The following is a 15,455-nucleotide window of genomic DNA, read 5'->3' on the forward strand; positions in this document are numbered from 1 at the left end:
GCGGCTCCCCGCCGGGCCGGTGCGGCATGATGCGTGGCGTGACCGGACGACTGATGCTCCTCGACACCGCCTCGCTTTACTTCCGCGCCTACTTCGGCGTTCCCGACTCCGTGAAGGCCCCGGACGGCACGCCGGTGAACGCCGTGCGCGGGCTGCTGGACTTCATCGACCGCCTGGTCAAGGACCACCGGCCCGACGAACTGGTCGCCTGCATGGACGCCGACTGGCGGCCGCGGTGGCGGGTCGACCTCATCCCCTCCTACAAGGCGCACCGGGTCGCCGAGGAGCACGAGGCGGGCCCGGACGAGGAGGAGGTGCCGGACACGCTCTCGCCGCAGGTCCCGGTGATCGAGGCGGTCCTGGACGCGCTGGGCATCGCGCGCGTGGGCGTGGCCGGCTACGAGGCGGACGACGTGATCGGCACCTTCACCGCACGCGCGAAGGGCCCGGTCGACATCGTCACCGGCGACCGCGACCTGTACCAGCTGGTGGACGACGCGCGCGGGGTGCGGGTGCTGTACCCGCTGAAGGGCGTCGGCACGCTCCAGACCACGAACGAGGCGTGGCTGCGCGAGAGGTATGGCGTCGACGGGCGCGGGTACGCGGATCTGGCGCTGCTGCGCGGCGACCCGAGCGACGGTCTGCCCGGCGTGCCGGGCATCGGCGAGAAGACCGCGGCCAAGCTGCTGGCGGGGTTCGGCGACCTGGCCGGAATCCTGGCGGCCGTCGACGATCCGGAGGCCGGGCTCACGCCCGCGCAGCGCAAACGGCTCGACGAGGCCAGGCCCTACCTCGCCGTCGCGCCGAAGGTGGTCAGGGTCGCCGACGACGTGCCGCTGCCGCAGGTGTCGACGGAGCTCCCGCGCGCCCCGCGGGAACCCGCGGTACTTCAGGGGCTGGCGGAGCGCTGGGGGCTCGGCGGGTCGCTGCAGCGGCTGCTGACCACGCTCGGCGCGTAGGCATCGATCCTGCGAGCGGGGGCCCGCGTCGGCGCACCACGGCGGCACGAGGTGCTAACTTAGGCAAACCTAACCAATAAAGGCTTGGGAGGCCGTCATGGCAGAACGTCCGGCACGGAAGCCGCGGAAGCCCCATTCCGCGCAGGTCGTCCGCACCGAACGGCTCACCCCCCACATGCAGCGCGTCGTCCTCGGCGGGGAGGGGCTGGCCGGGTTCACCGCCGGCACCTGTACCGACCACTACGTGAAGCTGCTGTTCGGGCCCGAGGGCGTGACCTACCCGGAGCCCTTCGACCTGGAGCGCATCCGCGCGGAGTTCCCCCGCGAGCAGTGGCCCGTGACGCGGACGTACACCGTGCGCCACTGGGACACCGAGCACCGCGAGCTGACCCTGGACTTCGTCCTGCACGGCGAGGAGGGCCTCGCCGGACCGTGGGCGGCCCGCGTCCGGCCCGGCGAGACCGTCCGTTTCATGGGCCCCGGCGGCGCCTACGCCCCCGACCCGGCCGCCGACTGGCATCTGCTGGCCGGTGACGAGAGTGCGCTGCCCGCCATCGCGGCGGCGCTGGAGTCGCTGCCCGCCGGTACCGTGGCGCACGCCTTCATCGAGGTCTCCGGGCCCGGGGAGGAGCAGAAGATCGACTCCGATGTGGAGGTCGTCTGGCTGCACCGCGGCGATCGTCCGGTCGGCGAACGGCTCGTGGAGGCCGTCCGCGCGCTGGAGTTCCCCGAGGGCCGGCTGCACGCCTTCGTGCACGGCGAGGCCACCTTCGTGAAGGAGCTGCGCAAGCTGCTGCGGGTCGAGCTGCAGATCCCCCGCGAGGACCTGTCGGTGTCCGGCTACTGGCGGCTCGGCCACGACGAGGACGGCTGGCAGGCCGGCAAGCGGGAGTGGAACGCGCGTGTGGAGGCCGAGCAGGAGAACGCCACGCCGGCCACCTGACACCGCGGCAGGCGGCCCGCACCGAAGCGGGCCGCCGCCATGACGCCGTGCGGTCGTGCGGGCCGCCGCACCGCGGCCCGGAGGCCTGCGGTCACACGGACCGCTGGTACGCCCCGACCGTCCGGATCGACAGCCACACCGCCGCCGCGGCGGGCGCAGGCAGACCGCCACCGCGGGCGAGGACCGCGGTCGGCGGTCGGCGGTCGGCGGTCGGCGGTCGGCGGTCGGCGGTCGGCGGTCGGCGGTCGGCGGTCGGCGGTCGGCGGTCGGCGAGAGCCTGGGGGCCTTGGCGCCTTGGGGCCGGGCAGGTCGGTCGCCCCGCACCCGGGCGTGCATGTCGTGCCGGCCGTCCTGGTGGAGGGCGGCGCTGCGCTTGGTGCCCTCCAGGAGGAAGCCGGCTCCGGCGGCCACGCGGCAGGACGCCTCGTCGGACGTGGCGTGCAGCAGTTCCAGGCGGTGGAAGCCGACCTCGTCGAGGGCCCACCGGGACAGGGCGGTCGTGGCACGTACGGTGACACGCCGGCCCCGGGCGGCCGCCGTGGTCCAGCAGGCCACCTCGGCCGTGCCGTCGCCCGGTTCGATGCCGCGCAGTGCCACGCGTCCGCGCAGTGCGTCGGTGTCCGCGTCGACGGCGGCCCGCTGGGCGGTCCTCTCCTCGGCCCGATCGGCCGGCCATTCCTCGATCCAGCCGGTGACCTCGGCGACGGAGTCGGCGGCCCGGACGTGCCACACCGGTGCAGCAGCGGGTCCTGGAAGGCGGCGTGGACGGCGGGCGCGTCCGTCGCCCGCCAGGGCCGCAGGAGGAGGCCGTCGCCGGTGGGGACGACCGGGCGAGGGGACTTGGCGAGGGTGCCGGCGGGGAGGACGGGACCGGTGAGGAGGGGCTTGCCGGGAAGCCTGTCCACCGGGCGGGAGCATGCCAACAGGTTTTCGCGGCGGCCGTAGGGTGGATCCCGATGAGACGCCGCACCGCTCCCCCGCCGTCCCCCCTCCCGCAGCGCGATGGGGTCGATCCGGTCCGGGTGCGGCTGCCGGGCGACGGCCCGTGGGCGACCGTGCGGGAGCATCTGGCGGAGCGGTTCGGCCCGGAGCGGGCCGAGGCCGTGGACGCGCTGTTCGCGGCGGGGCGGATCGTCGGGGCCGACGGGCGGGCGGTGGCGGCGGACACGGCGTACGCGCCGGGGATGTTCGTCTGGTTCCACCGGGACCTGCCCGCCGAGGAACCGGTGCCGTTCCCGCTGGAGGTCGTGTACCGCGACGAGCACGTCGTCGTGGCCGACAAGCCGCACTTCCTCGCCACCACACCGCGCGGCAGTCACGTCACCGAGACCGCACTGGCCCGGCTGCGGCGGGAGCTGGGGCTGCCCTCGCTCGGCGCCGCCCACCGCCTGGACCGGCTCACCGCGGGCCTGGTGCTGTTCACCGTGCGCCCCGAGGAGCGCGGCGCCTACCAGACCCTGTTCCGCGACCGCCTGGTCCGCAAGGTGTACGAGGCCGTCGCGCCGTACGATCCGGGGCTGGCCCTGCCGGTGACCGTGCGCAGCCGGATCGTGAAGGAACGCGGGACGCTGACCGCCCGTGAGGTGCCGGGCGAGCCCAACGCGGTCAGCCGGGTCGAGCTGGCCGAGCAGCGGCCGGACGGGCTCGCCCGCTACCGGCTGGTCCCGCGGACCGGGCAGACCCATCAGCTGCGGGTGCACATGAGCGCGCTGGGCGTGCCCATCCTCGGCGATCCCCTCTACCCGGAGGTGACCGCCCCCGGACCGGCCGGTGACTTCCGGCGCCCGCTGCAACTGCTGGCGCGGGAGCTGGAGTTCACCGATCCGGTGACGGGGGCGGAGCACCGGCTGCGGAGCCGGCGGACGCTGGCCGCCTGGTCGTCGTACGACGACCGGGGCGGCGGGCGGGCCCGGGATCAGTAGCCGCGCCACCAGTCGAGGAAGCGCCGCCAGGCGCTCGGCCGGCAGGCCGGTTCGGGAGCGCCGGCCGGTGCGGGCGCGGGCCGGGGCTCGGGCTGTGGCTGGGGCTCGGGCTGTGGCTGGGACTGCGGGACGGTCGCGGGCCGGGGCTCGGCGGGCGGCGGCAGACGGGTGGCCAGGGGCGGAGCGGCGGGTACGGCGCCGGGTGCCGGCGTGGTGCCGGGGGTCACCGGGACGACGGGGCGCGGCGGCGGGAGCGCGCCGTGGACCGGCCTGGCCATGACGTCCTGCTGGGGCTTCGGCTCGAAGTGGACCGGCAGTTCCATGAGGTGCCGCGAGGCGATCGACGTCGTCCAGCGCAGGTCCTCCTCGGCGCAGGCGAGCTGCACGTCCGGCAGGCGCGTGAGCAGGGCGTCGACGCCGACGTCGGCGATGGCGCGCCCGATGTCCTGGCCGGGGCACTCGTGCGGACCGCCGCCGAAGGCGAGGTGGGCGCGGTTGCCCTGCATGCTGGCGGACAGGTCGGGACGGACCCGCGGGTCCACGTTGCCGGGTGCGGGTGCGAAGAGGAGACCGTCGCCCCGGCGGATGCGCTGACCGCCCAGTTCGGTGTCCTGCTTGGCGAAGTAGGCGAAGACCGTACTGAACGGCGGCTCGTCCCACAGGGACTGCTCGACCGCCTCCGGCACCGTCATCTGTCCGCCGTTGAGCCGGGCGAGGAACCGCGGGTCGGTGAGGACCATCCGCAGGGCGTTGGAGAGCAGGTTGACCGTGGCCTCGTAGGCGGCGAAGAGCACCAGGCGCAGATGCTCCCGGACCTCGTCGTCGGTCAGTTCCGCCGGGTCCAGCACGAGATGGCTGGTGAAGTCGTCCTGGGGTTCGGCGCGGCGGCGGGCGGTGAGCCGGCTCAGCGCCTCCATGACGTGGGTGTGGCTGGCGATCGCGGTCTCGGTGCCCTTGAGCGCGTCCCGGGCGGCGTGGACCATGCGGTCGTCGTACTCCTCGGGCATGCCGAGGACGTGGCACATCACGGCCATCGGGAGGTGCTCGGCGAACTGGCCGACCAGCTCGGCCCGGCCCCGCTCGCAGAAGCGGTTGACCAGGCGCTGGGTGGACCGGTAGATGTACCGGCGCAGGCTGCGGTCGTCGATGGTGGCCATGGCGGCGGTGACCGCGCCGCGCAGCCGCTTGTGCTCGTCGCCCTCGGCGTGGGAGCAGATGGGCTGCCAGGCGATGTGCGGCATGAGCGGGTGGTCGGGCTTGACCGTGCCGTCCGCCAGCGGCGTCCAGATGCGGCTGTCGCGGCTGTACTGGGAGGGCGTGCGGACCATGTGCATGTTCTCGGCGTGGCCGAGGACCACCCACATCGGCACGTCGTCGTGGAGCAGTACGGGCGCCACCGGGCCGTGCTTCTCGCGCAGTTGCTCGTAGAGGTCGTCCAGGTCCTCGGCGCCGGGCCCGTAGAGCCGGCACAGTCCGCCGGGGCCACGGCCGTGCGCGGGGCAGCCGGGCGGCGGGTCGAGGGCCAGGTCGTGCGGGCCGGTCGTCATGGGGTGGTCAGGCGTCACTGGGTCGCTCCGAAAGGGATCCGGGAGGGGCCGGGAGGGTCGGGAGGGTCGGGGTGGGCGGGTGTCAGGTCAGGCTGCCGGTCCGCGCGAGGTCGTGCAGGAAGCGCGTCAGCGTCATCAGCACGTCGCGGCTGGAGGCCCGGCGGCGTACGTCGCACTCCACGATCGGTACCTCGGGCGGCAGGTCGAGGGCGCCCCGCAGGTCCTCCAGCGGGTAACGGGGGTCGTCGGGGAAGGTGTTGACGGCGACCACGAAGGGCACGCCGCGTTCCTCCAGCCGGCCCATGACCTCGAAGCTGACCTCCAGGCGGCGGGTGTCGACCAGGACGACCGCGCCGAGGGCGCCCTCGAACAGGCCGTTCCACAGGAACCAGAACCGCTCCTGGCCGGGGGTGCCGAAGAGGTAGAGCACGACCTGGTCCGTGATGCGGATGCGGCCGAAGTCCATGGCGACGGTGGTGGCGGTCTTGCTGTCGGAGCCGTAGTCGTCGTCGACGCCGATACCGGCCTGCGTCATGGTCTCCTCGGTGGTCAGCGGCTTGATCTCGCTGACCGACCCGACCATGGTCGTCTTGCCGACACCGAAGCCGCCCACGATGACGATCTTGGCCGCCGCCGTGGTGGTCTGCGGCAGGTGGTCCTCGGCGCGTGGGCCGGGGACGGTGTCAGAGCCGTTGAAGTCCATGCATCACCGCTTCGAGGAGGGAACGGTCGGGGAGGTGCTGCCGGACGATCGGGGCGCGCGCCTGGACGAGTTCGGCCGCCAGCATCTCGGTGAGCAGCACCGTCACCACGCTGAACGGCAGGCTGAGATAGGCCGACACCTCGGCCACCGACAGCGGGGCCCGGCACATCCGCAGCACCGCCGACTGCTCCGGGGTGGCGGAGGAGGGCGGTTCGGCGCGCGCCACGATCAGGGTGACGAGGTCGAGCGGGGCGCGTTCGCCGTCCGGGCCGGTGATGATGTACAGCCGTTCGGGGTTCTTGCCCTCCTCCTCCTTGGACGGCCGCGGTGGCGGTTCCGGGACGGGGTCGCGCCGTCGGCGTTGCGGAGGCGTCATACGCTCTGCCCGTTCCGTCGGGGCGGGCTGGTCAGATGGGCCCCGATCCGCACCACGAGGTCGCGCATCATGGCGCTCATGCGGCCGGCCTCGCAGCGTACGTCGGCGAGAACGGCGAGGTAGGCGTTGGCACCGGCGGACATCATGTAGAAGTAGCCGCCGTTCAGCTCGATCATGACCAGGTTCATCTCGCCGTCGCTGGAGTGGATCTCCTGGGCGACGGCGTTGGCCAGGCTCTGGAGGCCGGCGCAGGCCGCCGCGACCCGGTCGGCGGCGTCGGGATCACCGGCGTAGCGGGCGATGCGCAGTCCGTCGGCCGAGAGCACGACGATCATCTCGATGCCCGGAACCCCGTCGTAGAGTTCCTTGAGCAGCCAGTCGAAGTTTTGGCGCTGCTGGATCACGTGAGGTCCCCTTCGTCGTCGGCCTCGAACTTGGCCTTGTCCTTGAGCAGATGCAGGTATGCGGTGGGGTTGCGGGTGAAGTCCGTCGGGTGGTGCCCAGGAGGGGCCTCCTTCTTCAGGCCCTCCCAGAACGCCTCGAAGGCGACGCCGGGCTCCTGCCGCTTGACGCCGGGCTCGGGTTCCGGTTCGGTCCGCGCGAACGGGTCCGGCTCACCGGCGCGTTCGGCCGCCTGGGCGGCGTACGCCTCGCGGTAGCGCTGGCTGATCGGGATGGTGGTCTTGCTGCGGCGCTGGGGCAGGCCCTTGTCGGTCCACTCGGTGACCTCGGGTACCTCGTCGTCGTCCAGGGAGACACCCGCCGGGATCCTCGGGTTGGTGGGGCGGCGCTTCTTCGGAGGCCGCTTCGGGCTCTCGATGTCGCCCAGGTCGATCTGCGGTACGGCGGTGGCGCCGATGCCGTGGGCGAAGCCGGGCGCGGGGTCCGAGGTGACCATCTCGCTCGGCGCGATCAGTACGGCACGGACGCCGCCGTAGGCCGAAGTGCGCAGGGACACCTGCATGTTGAACGCCGTGCAGAGCCGGCCGACGACCGCGAGCCCGAGGCGCGGGGTGCCCCCGACGTCCTGGATGTCGACACCGGCCATGGCCTGTTCCAGCATGCGCTCGGCCTTGGCGCGGGCCTCCTCGCTGAGGCTGACGCCGGCGTCCTCGATCTCGATCGCGATACCGGTCTGCACCTCGACGGCGTTGACGTGCACCTTGCTGGTGGGCGGCGAGTAGCGGGTGGAGTTGTCGAGGAGTTCGGCGAGCGCGTGGATCAGCGGTTCGACGGACAGGCCGCGGATGTTGACCTTGGCGATGGAGTCGAGCTGGATGCGGCGGTACTCCAGGATGCGGGACATGGCGCCGCGCAGCACGCTGTAGAGCGGCACGGGCTGGGGCCAGTTGCGGCCGGGGCGGCCGCCGCCGAGCACGCCGATGGAGTCGGCGAGACGGCCGATCAGGGCGGTTCCGTGGTCGATGCGCAGCAGGTCGTCGAAGACCTCGGGGTTGCGGCCGTGGTCCTCCTCCATCTCCCTCAGTTCCGCGGCCTGCTGGTGCACGATGGCCTGGACGCGCCGGGCGACGCTGACGAACGAGCGCTGTGCGGAGTCGCGCAGGGCCTCCTCGTGGTCGACGATCTCGAGGATCGTCCTGACCACCTTCCGCTGGCCCTCTCCGAGGTCGCGGTAGCCGGCGTCCACGTCGGCGAAGTGGAGCATCACCTCTCGGGGCGAGTTGCCGGCGCGCAGCCAGGCCACCGCCTGGGGGACGAAGTAGTCGGCGAGCCGGAGGTTCTGCTCCTCGTGGGCGAGGACCCGGCGTTCCAGATTCCCGATCCGGCGTTCCTTCTCCGCGCGCAGTTCCTTCAGTTGACGGCCGCGGCGCACCGACTCGGTGCCGGCGAGGACCACCAGGAGGGTGGCGACGGCTCCACAGACGCCGACGGCCGTCCGGGCCGGGGGCGCCACCAGGGCGACGGCCGCTCCGGTCGCCGCGGCCATCACTATCGCCGGCAGCAACACCGTGCGGACGTAGGCCGGCTCACGGCGACCGGGTGGGGACTGAACACTCACCATGTGGGCACCCTCTGTAGGGGATCTGTCGGCATCATCGGGATATTCGGGAACAAGCGCACGAATACGCCTCAACTCGGTGCGCTGCGGGCGAGCCTAGTCCGACCGGATCACCGCCGCGCCATGTTCGGCAACCACCTGAAACCACACCCGTACCTGGGGTAACCTCGGGCGTTTTGCACACTCGGAGTTCATTCGCACACGCTGCGTAAAGGCGCACGGGCGTGCGAAGAACTTCACCGGGCCAGGTGAATCAGGGGTTGCGGGGCTGCCGTCCGGCGCCCGTCATGCGCAAGGCCGCCCCGGCGGTGCCGCGGGGCGAGGTCCGGGGCGGGGCGCGCGCATCGGATCCGCCGTTCGGGCGCGACGCCGATCGGCCCGGCGTACGCGGAGGAACGGCTCGTCCGCAACGCGGACCCGCCCCCGGCCCTGCGGACGACCTCGCCGAAGCCCGGCGCCTCGTCACCGCGGGCGGGTGCGGCAGCCCGGCCGGGGCGGAGGTGTCGCGCTTCCCGGCGACGGGCCCGGGCGGCGACCCCGCACGCAGTCGGCGCCCGGGAAGGCACTCACCGCAACCGGCCCCGCGCCCGCCGCGGGGCCCCGTCCACGGGCCGTCAGCAGAGCCCTGCCACCGCCCCGTTCACCGACCCGGCGCCTCCCCTCGGGCGACGGCACACTTCACCGGCCCCGCCTCTCCGCTCGGCCGACAACACCCGTCCGACCCGGCCGCTCCCCTCGGCCCACGGCACCCGTGCGACCCAGCCTCGCCGCTCGGCCGACGGCATACGTGCGGGCCCGGTCGGAGCCACCGCTCCGACCGGACTTCCCGCCCCCGTCCGCTCAGCCCACCGACGAGTACGCCACGACGCCCCGCAGCAGTGCGTCGACCGCCTTGCGGGCGTTCCTCGCCACCGACGAACTCTCCGCGGGCGCGGCCGCCGCGATCTGCCCGAGGACGTCGATGACCTGCTTGCACCAGCGCACGAAGTCGCCGGCCGGCATCTCGACCTCGCGCAGGACCTCGTCGAGGCCCTTGCCCGAGGCCCACATGTGGGCGGCCCAGGCGAAGCCGAGGTCGGGCTCGCGCTGACCGACGCCCTCGGTCTGGCTGATCCGGAAGTCCTCCTCCAGGGCGTCCAGCCGGCCCCAGATCCGCACCATTTCGCCGAGCGCGGCCTTGGCCTTGCCCGCGGGCAGCTTCGGCGCCATCGCGTCGTCGCCGGACCGGGCCTCGAACACCAGCGCCGAGACGCAGGCGGCGAGTTCGGCCGGCCCCAGGCCCTCCCAGACGCCGGCCCGCAGGCATTCACTCGCCAGCAGGTCCAGCTCGCCGTACAGCCGGGCCAGCCGCCTGCCGTGTTCGGTGACCTCGTTGCCGCGCAGGTAGTCCAGTTCGGTCAGCAGGGCCACGATCCGGTCGAAGGTGCGGGCGATGGTGTTCGTCCGGCCCTCGATCCGGCGCTCCAGCTGCGAGGTGTCGCGCAGCAGCCGGTGATAGCGCTCGGCCCAGCGGGCGTGGTCCTCGCGGTCGGAGCAGCCGTGGCAGGGATGGGCGCGCAGCGCGGCGCGCAGGCGGGCGATCTCGCGGTCGTCGGCGGCCTGGGACCGGCCCCTGCGGGCGCGCTCCGGTGTGATGTGCCCGGCCTTGGTGCGCAGCGCGGAGGCGAGGTCGCGGCGCGACTGCGGCGAGCGCGGGTTGAACGTCTTCGGGATGCGCATCCGCTCCAGCGCCTCGACGGGCACCGGGAAGTCCATCGCGGCGAGCCGCTTGACCTGCCGCTCGGCGGTCAGCACGAGCGGGCGCGGCCCGTCGTAGTGGTCGAAGCCGCGATGACCGTTGGCCCGGCCGGCGGGCAGGCCCGGATCCAGGACGAGCGCCAGTCCGGCGTACTTGCCGGTGGGCACGTGGATGACGTCGCCCGGCTTCAGCTTCTCCAGCGCCACCGCCGCCTCGGCCCGCCGCTGGGCCGCGCCCTGCTTGGCCAGCTCCGTCTCACGGTCCTTGAGTTCGCGGCGCAGCCGCGCGTACTCCTCGAAGTCGCCGAGGTGGCAGGTCATGGAGGCCTTGTAGCCCTCCAGGCCCTCCTCGTTGCGCTGCACCTGCCGGGAGATCCCGACGACCGACCGGTCGGCCTGGAACTGCGCGAAGGAGGTCTCCAGCAGCTCGCGCGAGCGGTGCCGGCCGAACTGCTGGACCAGGTTGACCGCCATGTTGTACGACGGCTTGAAGCTGGAGCGCAGCGGATAGGTGCGGGTGCCGGCCAGACCGGCCAGGTGGTCGGGGTTCATGCCGCGCTGCCACAGCACGACGGCGTGCCCCTCGACATCGATGCCGCGGCGCCCCGCACGACCGGTGAGCTGCGTGTACTCGCCGGGGGTGATGTCGGCGTGCTGTTCGCCGTTCCACTTGACGAGCTTCTCCAGCACGACCGAGCGGGCGGGCATGTTGATGCCGAGGGCGAGGGTCTCGGTGGCGAAGACGGCCTTGACCAGGCCGCGGACGAACAGCTCCTCGACGACCTCCTTGAAGGTCGGCAGCATGCCCGCGTGGTGGGCGGCGATGCCCCGCTCCAGGCCCTCCAGCCACTCGTAGTAGCCGAGGACGTGCAGGTCCTCGTGGGGGATGGCGGCGGTGCGCTCCTCCACCAGGGCGCGGACCCGCTCGCGCGCCTCCTCGTCGTTGAGCCGCAGCCCGGCGTACAGGCACTGCTGGACGGCGGCCTCGCAGGCGGCACGGCTGAAGATGAAGGTGATCGCGGGCAGCAGGCCCTCGGCGTCGAGCCGCTCGATGACCTCGGGACGCCCGGGCGTCCACACCCGCGACCGCTGTCTGCGCTCGCGCTCGCGGTCGGCCTCGCGCATGTTCCGGCCGCGCCTGCGGTCCTGGTACGACGGCCGGCTCGCCTCCATGCGGGCCAGCCGCGCGAGGTCGGGGTTGACGGCCCTGCGGTGGCCCTCGCCCTCCTCGAAGAGGTCGTACATCCGCCGTCCGGCGAGCACGTGCTGGAACAGCGGTACGGGCCGGTGCTCGGAGACGATCACCTCGGTGTCGCCGCGCACGGTGTCGAGCCAGTCGCCGAACTCCTCGGCGTTGGACACGGTCGCCGACAGGGAGACCAGGGTCACCGATTCGGGGAGGTGGATGATCACCTCCTCCCATACGGCGCCCCGGAAGCGGTCGGAGAGGTAGTGCACCTCGTCCATCACCACGTAGCCGAGGCCGAGGAGGGTCTGCGAGCCGGCGTACAGCATGTTCCGCAGGACCTCGGTGGTCATCACGATCACCGGGGCGTCGGAGTTGACGCTGTTGTCGCCGGTCAGCAGACCGACCTTGTCGGCGCCGTGGCGACGGCACAGGTCGGAGTACTTCTGGTTGGACAGCGCCTTGATGGGTGTCGTGTAGAAGCACTTCTTGCCCTGCCGGAGGGCGAGGTGGACGGCGAACTCGCCGACGATCGTCTTGCCCGAGCCGGTCGGGGCGGCCACCAGAACGCCCTTGCCCGACTCGAGTGCCTGGCAGGCCTCGATCTGGAAGGGGTCGAGACCGAAGTCGTACATCTCGCGGAAGGAGGCGAGCGCGGTGGCCTGCTCGACAGCACGCTTACGGGCTGCCGCGTACCGCTCGGCCGGTGAGAGGTCCTCTGTCATCGTGCTTTCCACCGTACCGGGCCGCACTGACAACAGGACGATCATTATCCGGATCCACTGCCCCGGGGCCCACGTCCGCGCAGTTCAGGGCCTCACGGTGCGTCGCCGCCCGGGCACACGGCGCGGCCGGGGCGCCGCACGGGCGCCCCGGCCGCGAGGAGGTCCGTCCCGGTGCTCAGGTCACGTCGTCGTAGCCGTTGACCCGTTCCGCGCTCGCCTGTCCGGGCAGCGTCCGGCTCGGGGTCACCGCCTCGACCGCGCCGATGTCCTCGGGGGTGAGGTCCAGCTCGGAGGCCTCGTCGTCGGCGGGGCCCAGGGCGTCCCGGCGGCGCCTGCGGCGGTCGTTCAGCAGGGAGAAACCGGTCGCGAAGAAGTAGAGGATCCAGATCGGTCCGGCGAGCGCGAGCATCGTCAGCGGGTCGGTGCTGGGCGTGGCCACGGCGGCGAAGACCGTGATGCCGATGATCATGCCGCGCCACCAGCTCATCATGCGCCGGCCGGTCAGCGCCCCGGTCAGGTTGAGCATGACCAGCAGCAGCGGCAGCTCGAAGGAGAGGCCGAAGACGAGCACCATGCGCACGATGAGATCGAGCAGGTCGTCGAGCGGCAGCTGGTTGTCCAGGTCCGCCGGGGAGAACTCGAGAAGCACCTTCGCCATCGTGGGCAGCGTCTTGTACGCGAAGAAGGCGCCGCCGAGGAACAGCGGGACACCCGTGCCGACGAACGCGTAGGCGTACTTGCGCTCGTGCTGGTGCAGACCGGGCGCGACGAAGCCCCACAGCTGGTAGAGCCAGACCGGGGACGCGAAGATCACACCCGCCATCAGGGAGACCTTCAGGGCGAGCGTGAACGGGGTGAGCAGACCGTTCAGGACGATGCGGGCGCAGTTGCCGCTCCTCTGCTGCGCCAGCTCCGCGAAGGTCGAATCGCACCCCACCGCGGTCAGGATCGGGTTCGTGAAGAACTCGATGATGTCCTTGTAGAAGAAGGCGGCGACGATCGTCACGACCACGATGGCCAGCAGCGCCTTCGCGAGCCGGTTGCGCAACTCACGAAGGTGCTCCGCGAGGGGCATCCGCCCCTCTGGGTCCTTCTCCTTCTTGCGGGCGGACTTGAGCAACCCACGTTCCCATCTCGTGCGGCGGGCCGGAGGTCACCGGCCCTGCGTCAGCGCTTGGTCGAATCCGTCGGCTCGCTGACCGGGCGCGAGCTGGTCACGTCACCGGGGGAGGCCTGGATGGTGCGCTGAGCCGGCGGCTGCTCGCCGTCGTTGGGCGGGCCGGCCGGGGTGGCCGTGCTGCTGCCGTCGTCCTTCATCGCCTTGGCCTCGCTCTTGAGGATGCGCGCGGACTTGCCGAGCGAGCGCGCCATGTCCGGAAGCTTCTTCGCGCCGAACAGCAGGATGATGACGACGAGGATGAGAATGATCTCGGGGGCGCCGAGCCTTCCGAACATAAGTCTTTACCTTCTCACCGAGGCGGCTGGGTGGGATTGCTGTCCGACCGGTCGGACAGTTGTCCGAACGATCGTGCTGGCAGCGATCGTAACGCTCAGGGGTGAACGTGAGGCAATCCCCGTGCGTACTCCCGGTCCGCGTTCCGGGCCTCGTTCTCCGGACCGCGATCAGCAGCGTACCTGTCCGGACCACCGCGACGGGAGGGCGAAGTGTCCCAAAACGCATTCCGCGCGGGACTCACAGGAGGGCCACAGCGGCACTCACAGGGTGTCCACGGCCCGGGCCGCGCTCAGGGACGCCCGCTCCAGCTCCTCCGCGGCCCGGTTGATGCGCTGCGCGGAGTCCGACACCTGACGGCCGAGACGCTGCGCCTCCAGGAAGACCCGGACGGCGAACACCGCGAGGACGGCGAGACCCAGAAAACCCACGGCTACCGCGAACATCGGCCAGAACATGACGCCGAGCCTAGACCTTCCTACGGCGTGTGCAGCCGCAGGGTCCTGACCCCGCCCCCGGTCAGCAGCTCGACCACCCGCTCCCCGGCCGGCTTGCGCACGGCGGCGCCGCAGTCGGGACAGGTGAAGGAGTAGAAGGTGGTGCGGCTGGAGGCGCCGATGACCAGGCGCAGCGCACCGGCGGCGAGTTCGAAACGGCCGCGGCAGTCCGGGCAGCCGGCCCTGAAGACCACCGGGGCCACCCCGGTCATGCCCGAGAACGCCGAGGCCACCGAGACGCCCCGCACACCAGACGTCGTCGCCGACTCGCTCACCGCTGCTGCTCCCGCCCCTCGATCCGCCCCCGCGCCTGCCCGGCCCGCTCCGTGCCGCCCTGCCCGCCGACGGGTCCGGCGGCCCTGCCGTACCCCGCGGCCCCCTCTGCCTCCACTCCGTCGTACGCCGCCAGCGCCTCACGGGCCGCGCGGCGAGCGCTGTCGGCGAGGTCCTGCGGCGCCACGATGCGGCCGTCGCGGCCGAGCCGCAGTGCCAGCCGCCGCAGCGAGGCCGGGTCGGGCGTGCGCAGGGTGATACGCAGGCCGCCGTCGGGGAGTTCATCGGCGCTGTCGTGCGGGTAGTACTCGGCGACCCAGCGCCCGGCGGGCCCCACCTCGACGACGACCTCCGGGTCCTCGGCGGCGGGCTGGACCAGCCCCTCCGACAGGTCCCGCAGTTCGACCTCCGGCGGCGCGGCGGGCTCGTCGAGGATCCTGATCTCCGCGACCCGGTCGAGACGGAAGGTGCGGCGCGCCTCGGAGCGGCGGCACCAGGCCTCCACGTACGTGTGCCCGACGCTGACGAGGCGGATGGGGTCGATCTCGCGCTCGGTGACCTCGTCGCGGGCGGGCGAGTAGTAGCGGATCCACAGCCGGCGGCGCTCGGAGATCGCCCGGTCGACGTCGGCGAAGACCCCGCCCTCGGACTCGAAGGTCACCGACAGGCGGGAGCTGGCGCCCGCCGCCTCCCCGGCCGCGGTCTCCACCTTGGCGGTGGCCCGCAGCAGTGCCTGGCGGTCGCTCTCGCGCAGGCCGGGCAGGGTCGCCACCGCGCGGGCGGCCACCAGCAGCGCGGTCGCCTCGTCTGCGGCCAGCCGCAGCGGCTCGGCGGCGTCCGCGCCGAGGGCGGCCGGGTTGTGCCACCAGATCCGCTCGCCGTCGGTGTCGATGTCGAGCAGGTCGCCGCCGCGGAAGCTGGTGCCGCACATGGGCAGCACGTCGAGGTCGGAGACCAGCTCGTCCTCGGTGATCCCGAAGGCGCGGGCGACGTCCTCGATGCGCGCTCCCGGGCGCTCCCGCAGATACGTCACCAGGGAGAGCATCCGCCGGGTCTGGTCGATCGCGTTCGCCGGCCTGACCGGTTTGCCTGCCACTGTGTTGCTCGCTCCCCC

The 15,455-nt window shown here is 72.7% G+C and carries 14 protein-coding genes and 1 pseudogene; 3 read left to right on the forward strand and 12 right to left on the reverse strand.

Annotated elements, in window-relative coordinates:
• Window positions 1-29: 29 nt before the first annotated feature.
• Both ACIP5W_RS14910 and ACIP5W_RS14915 read left to right on the forward strand, forming a co-directional pair.
• The gene (locus tag ACIP5W_RS14910) at window positions 30-959 is read left to right on the forward strand and encodes a 5'-3' exonuclease H3TH domain-containing protein (RefSeq protein ID WP_401472637.1); all 930 of its coding nucleotides are present in this window, start codon (window positions 30-32) and stop codon (window positions 957-959) included.
• A gap of 97 nt (window positions 960-1,056) precedes the next feature.
• Window positions 1,057-1,902, forward strand: a complete 846-nt coding sequence (locus ACIP5W_RS14915) for a siderophore-interacting protein (protein WP_401472178.1) — start codon at window positions 1,057-1,059, stop codon at window positions 1,900-1,902.
• A 312-nt stretch (window positions 1,903-2,214) separates the two neighbouring features.
• Here ACIP5W_RS14915 and ACIP5W_RS14920 read toward each other — a convergent pair.
• Window positions 2,215-2,807: pseudogene (locus ACIP5W_RS14920) on the reverse strand (GNAT family N-acetyltransferase); the annotation flags it as partial.
• Between the two features lie 51 nt (window positions 2,808-2,858).
• On the opposite strand from ACIP5W_RS14920, the gene ACIP5W_RS14925 reads away from it, so the two are divergent.
• On the forward strand, window positions 2,859-3,824 hold the full coding sequence (locus ACIP5W_RS14925; RefSeq protein ID WP_401472181.1) for an RluA family pseudouridine synthase: 966 nt from the start codon (window positions 2,859-2,861) through the stop codon (window positions 3,822-3,824).
• Here the strand turns inward: ACIP5W_RS14925 and ACIP5W_RS14930 are convergent.
• From ACIP5W_RS14930 to ACIP5W_RS14980, 11 genes are all read right to left on the reverse strand, one after another.
• Window positions 3,818-5,389 (reverse strand): cytochrome P450, encoded by a 1,572-nt coding sequence (locus tag ACIP5W_RS14930; RefSeq protein ID WP_401472184.1) that lies wholly within the window; start codon window positions 5,387-5,389, stop codon window positions 3,818-3,820. The two genes, ACIP5W_RS14925 and ACIP5W_RS14930, sit on opposite strands and share 7 nt — an antisense overlap.
• A 64-nt stretch (window positions 5,390-5,453) precedes the next feature.
• Window positions 5,454-6,074, reverse strand: coding sequence for a GTP-binding protein (locus ACIP5W_RS14935; protein WP_401472187.1), 621 nt, complete (start codon window positions 6,072-6,074; stop codon window positions 5,454-5,456).
• On the reverse strand, window positions 6,055-6,450 hold the full coding sequence (locus ACIP5W_RS14940) for a DUF742 domain-containing protein (RefSeq protein ID WP_401472190.1): 396 nt from the start codon (window positions 6,448-6,450) through the stop codon (window positions 6,055-6,057). The genes ACIP5W_RS14935 and ACIP5W_RS14940 overlap by 20 nt, the downstream gene beginning before the upstream one ends.
• Window positions 6,447-6,854 (reverse strand): roadblock/LC7 domain-containing protein, encoded by a 408-nt coding sequence (locus tag ACIP5W_RS14945; protein ID WP_356563317.1) that lies wholly within the window; start codon window positions 6,852-6,854, stop codon window positions 6,447-6,449. Before ACIP5W_RS14945 ends, ACIP5W_RS14940 begins: the two co-directional genes overlap by 4 nt.
• The gene (locus ACIP5W_RS14950) at window positions 6,851-8,473 is read right to left on the reverse strand and encodes an ATP-binding protein (RefSeq protein WP_401472193.1); all 1,623 of its coding nucleotides are present in this window, start codon (window positions 8,471-8,473) and stop codon (window positions 6,851-6,853) included. Before ACIP5W_RS14950 ends, ACIP5W_RS14945 begins: the two co-directional genes overlap by 4 nt.
• 837 nt (window positions 8,474-9,310) lie before the next feature.
• A complete protein-coding gene (locus tag ACIP5W_RS14955) occupies window positions 9,311-12,163 on the reverse strand; it encodes a DEAD/DEAH box helicase (protein ID WP_401472196.1) in 2,853 nt (950 codons plus the stop codon).
• A gap of 130 nt (window positions 12,164-12,293) precedes the next feature.
• Window positions 12,294-13,238 carry a twin-arginine translocase subunit TatC gene (tatC, locus tag ACIP5W_RS14960; RefSeq protein WP_401472199.1) on the reverse strand — a complete coding sequence of 315 codons (945 nt, stop codon included), beginning with the start codon at window positions 13,236-13,238 and terminating at the stop codon, window positions 12,294-12,296.
• A gap of 47 nt (window positions 13,239-13,285) precedes the next feature.
• Window positions 13,286-13,573, reverse strand: coding sequence for a Sec-independent protein translocase subunit TatA (gene tatA / locus ACIP5W_RS14965; protein WP_363089206.1), 288 nt, complete (start codon window positions 13,571-13,573; stop codon window positions 13,286-13,288).
• A gap of 261 nt (window positions 13,574-13,834) precedes the next feature.
• Entirely contained in the window at window positions 13,835-14,029 is a 195-nt protein-coding gene (locus ACIP5W_RS14970; protein ID WP_401472203.1) for a hypothetical protein, read from the reverse strand.
• 20 nt (window positions 14,030-14,049) lie between these two features.
• Window positions 14,050-14,343 (reverse strand): hypothetical protein, encoded by a 294-nt coding sequence (locus ACIP5W_RS14975; protein ID WP_401472206.1) that lies wholly within the window; start codon window positions 14,341-14,343, stop codon window positions 14,050-14,052.
• Entirely contained in the window at window positions 14,340-15,437 is a 1,098-nt protein-coding gene (locus ACIP5W_RS14980; RefSeq protein ID WP_401472209.1) for a helix-turn-helix transcriptional regulator, read from the reverse strand. Before ACIP5W_RS14980 ends, ACIP5W_RS14975 begins: the two co-directional genes overlap by 4 nt.
• Window positions 15,438-15,455: the final 18 nt, after the last annotated feature.

The sequence above is a fragment of the Streptomyces sp. NPDC088766 genome (assembly GCF_044750845.1).
In the GTDB taxonomy this organism is placed as follows: domain Bacteria; phylum Actinomycetota; class Actinomycetes; order Streptomycetales; family Streptomycetaceae; genus Streptomyces.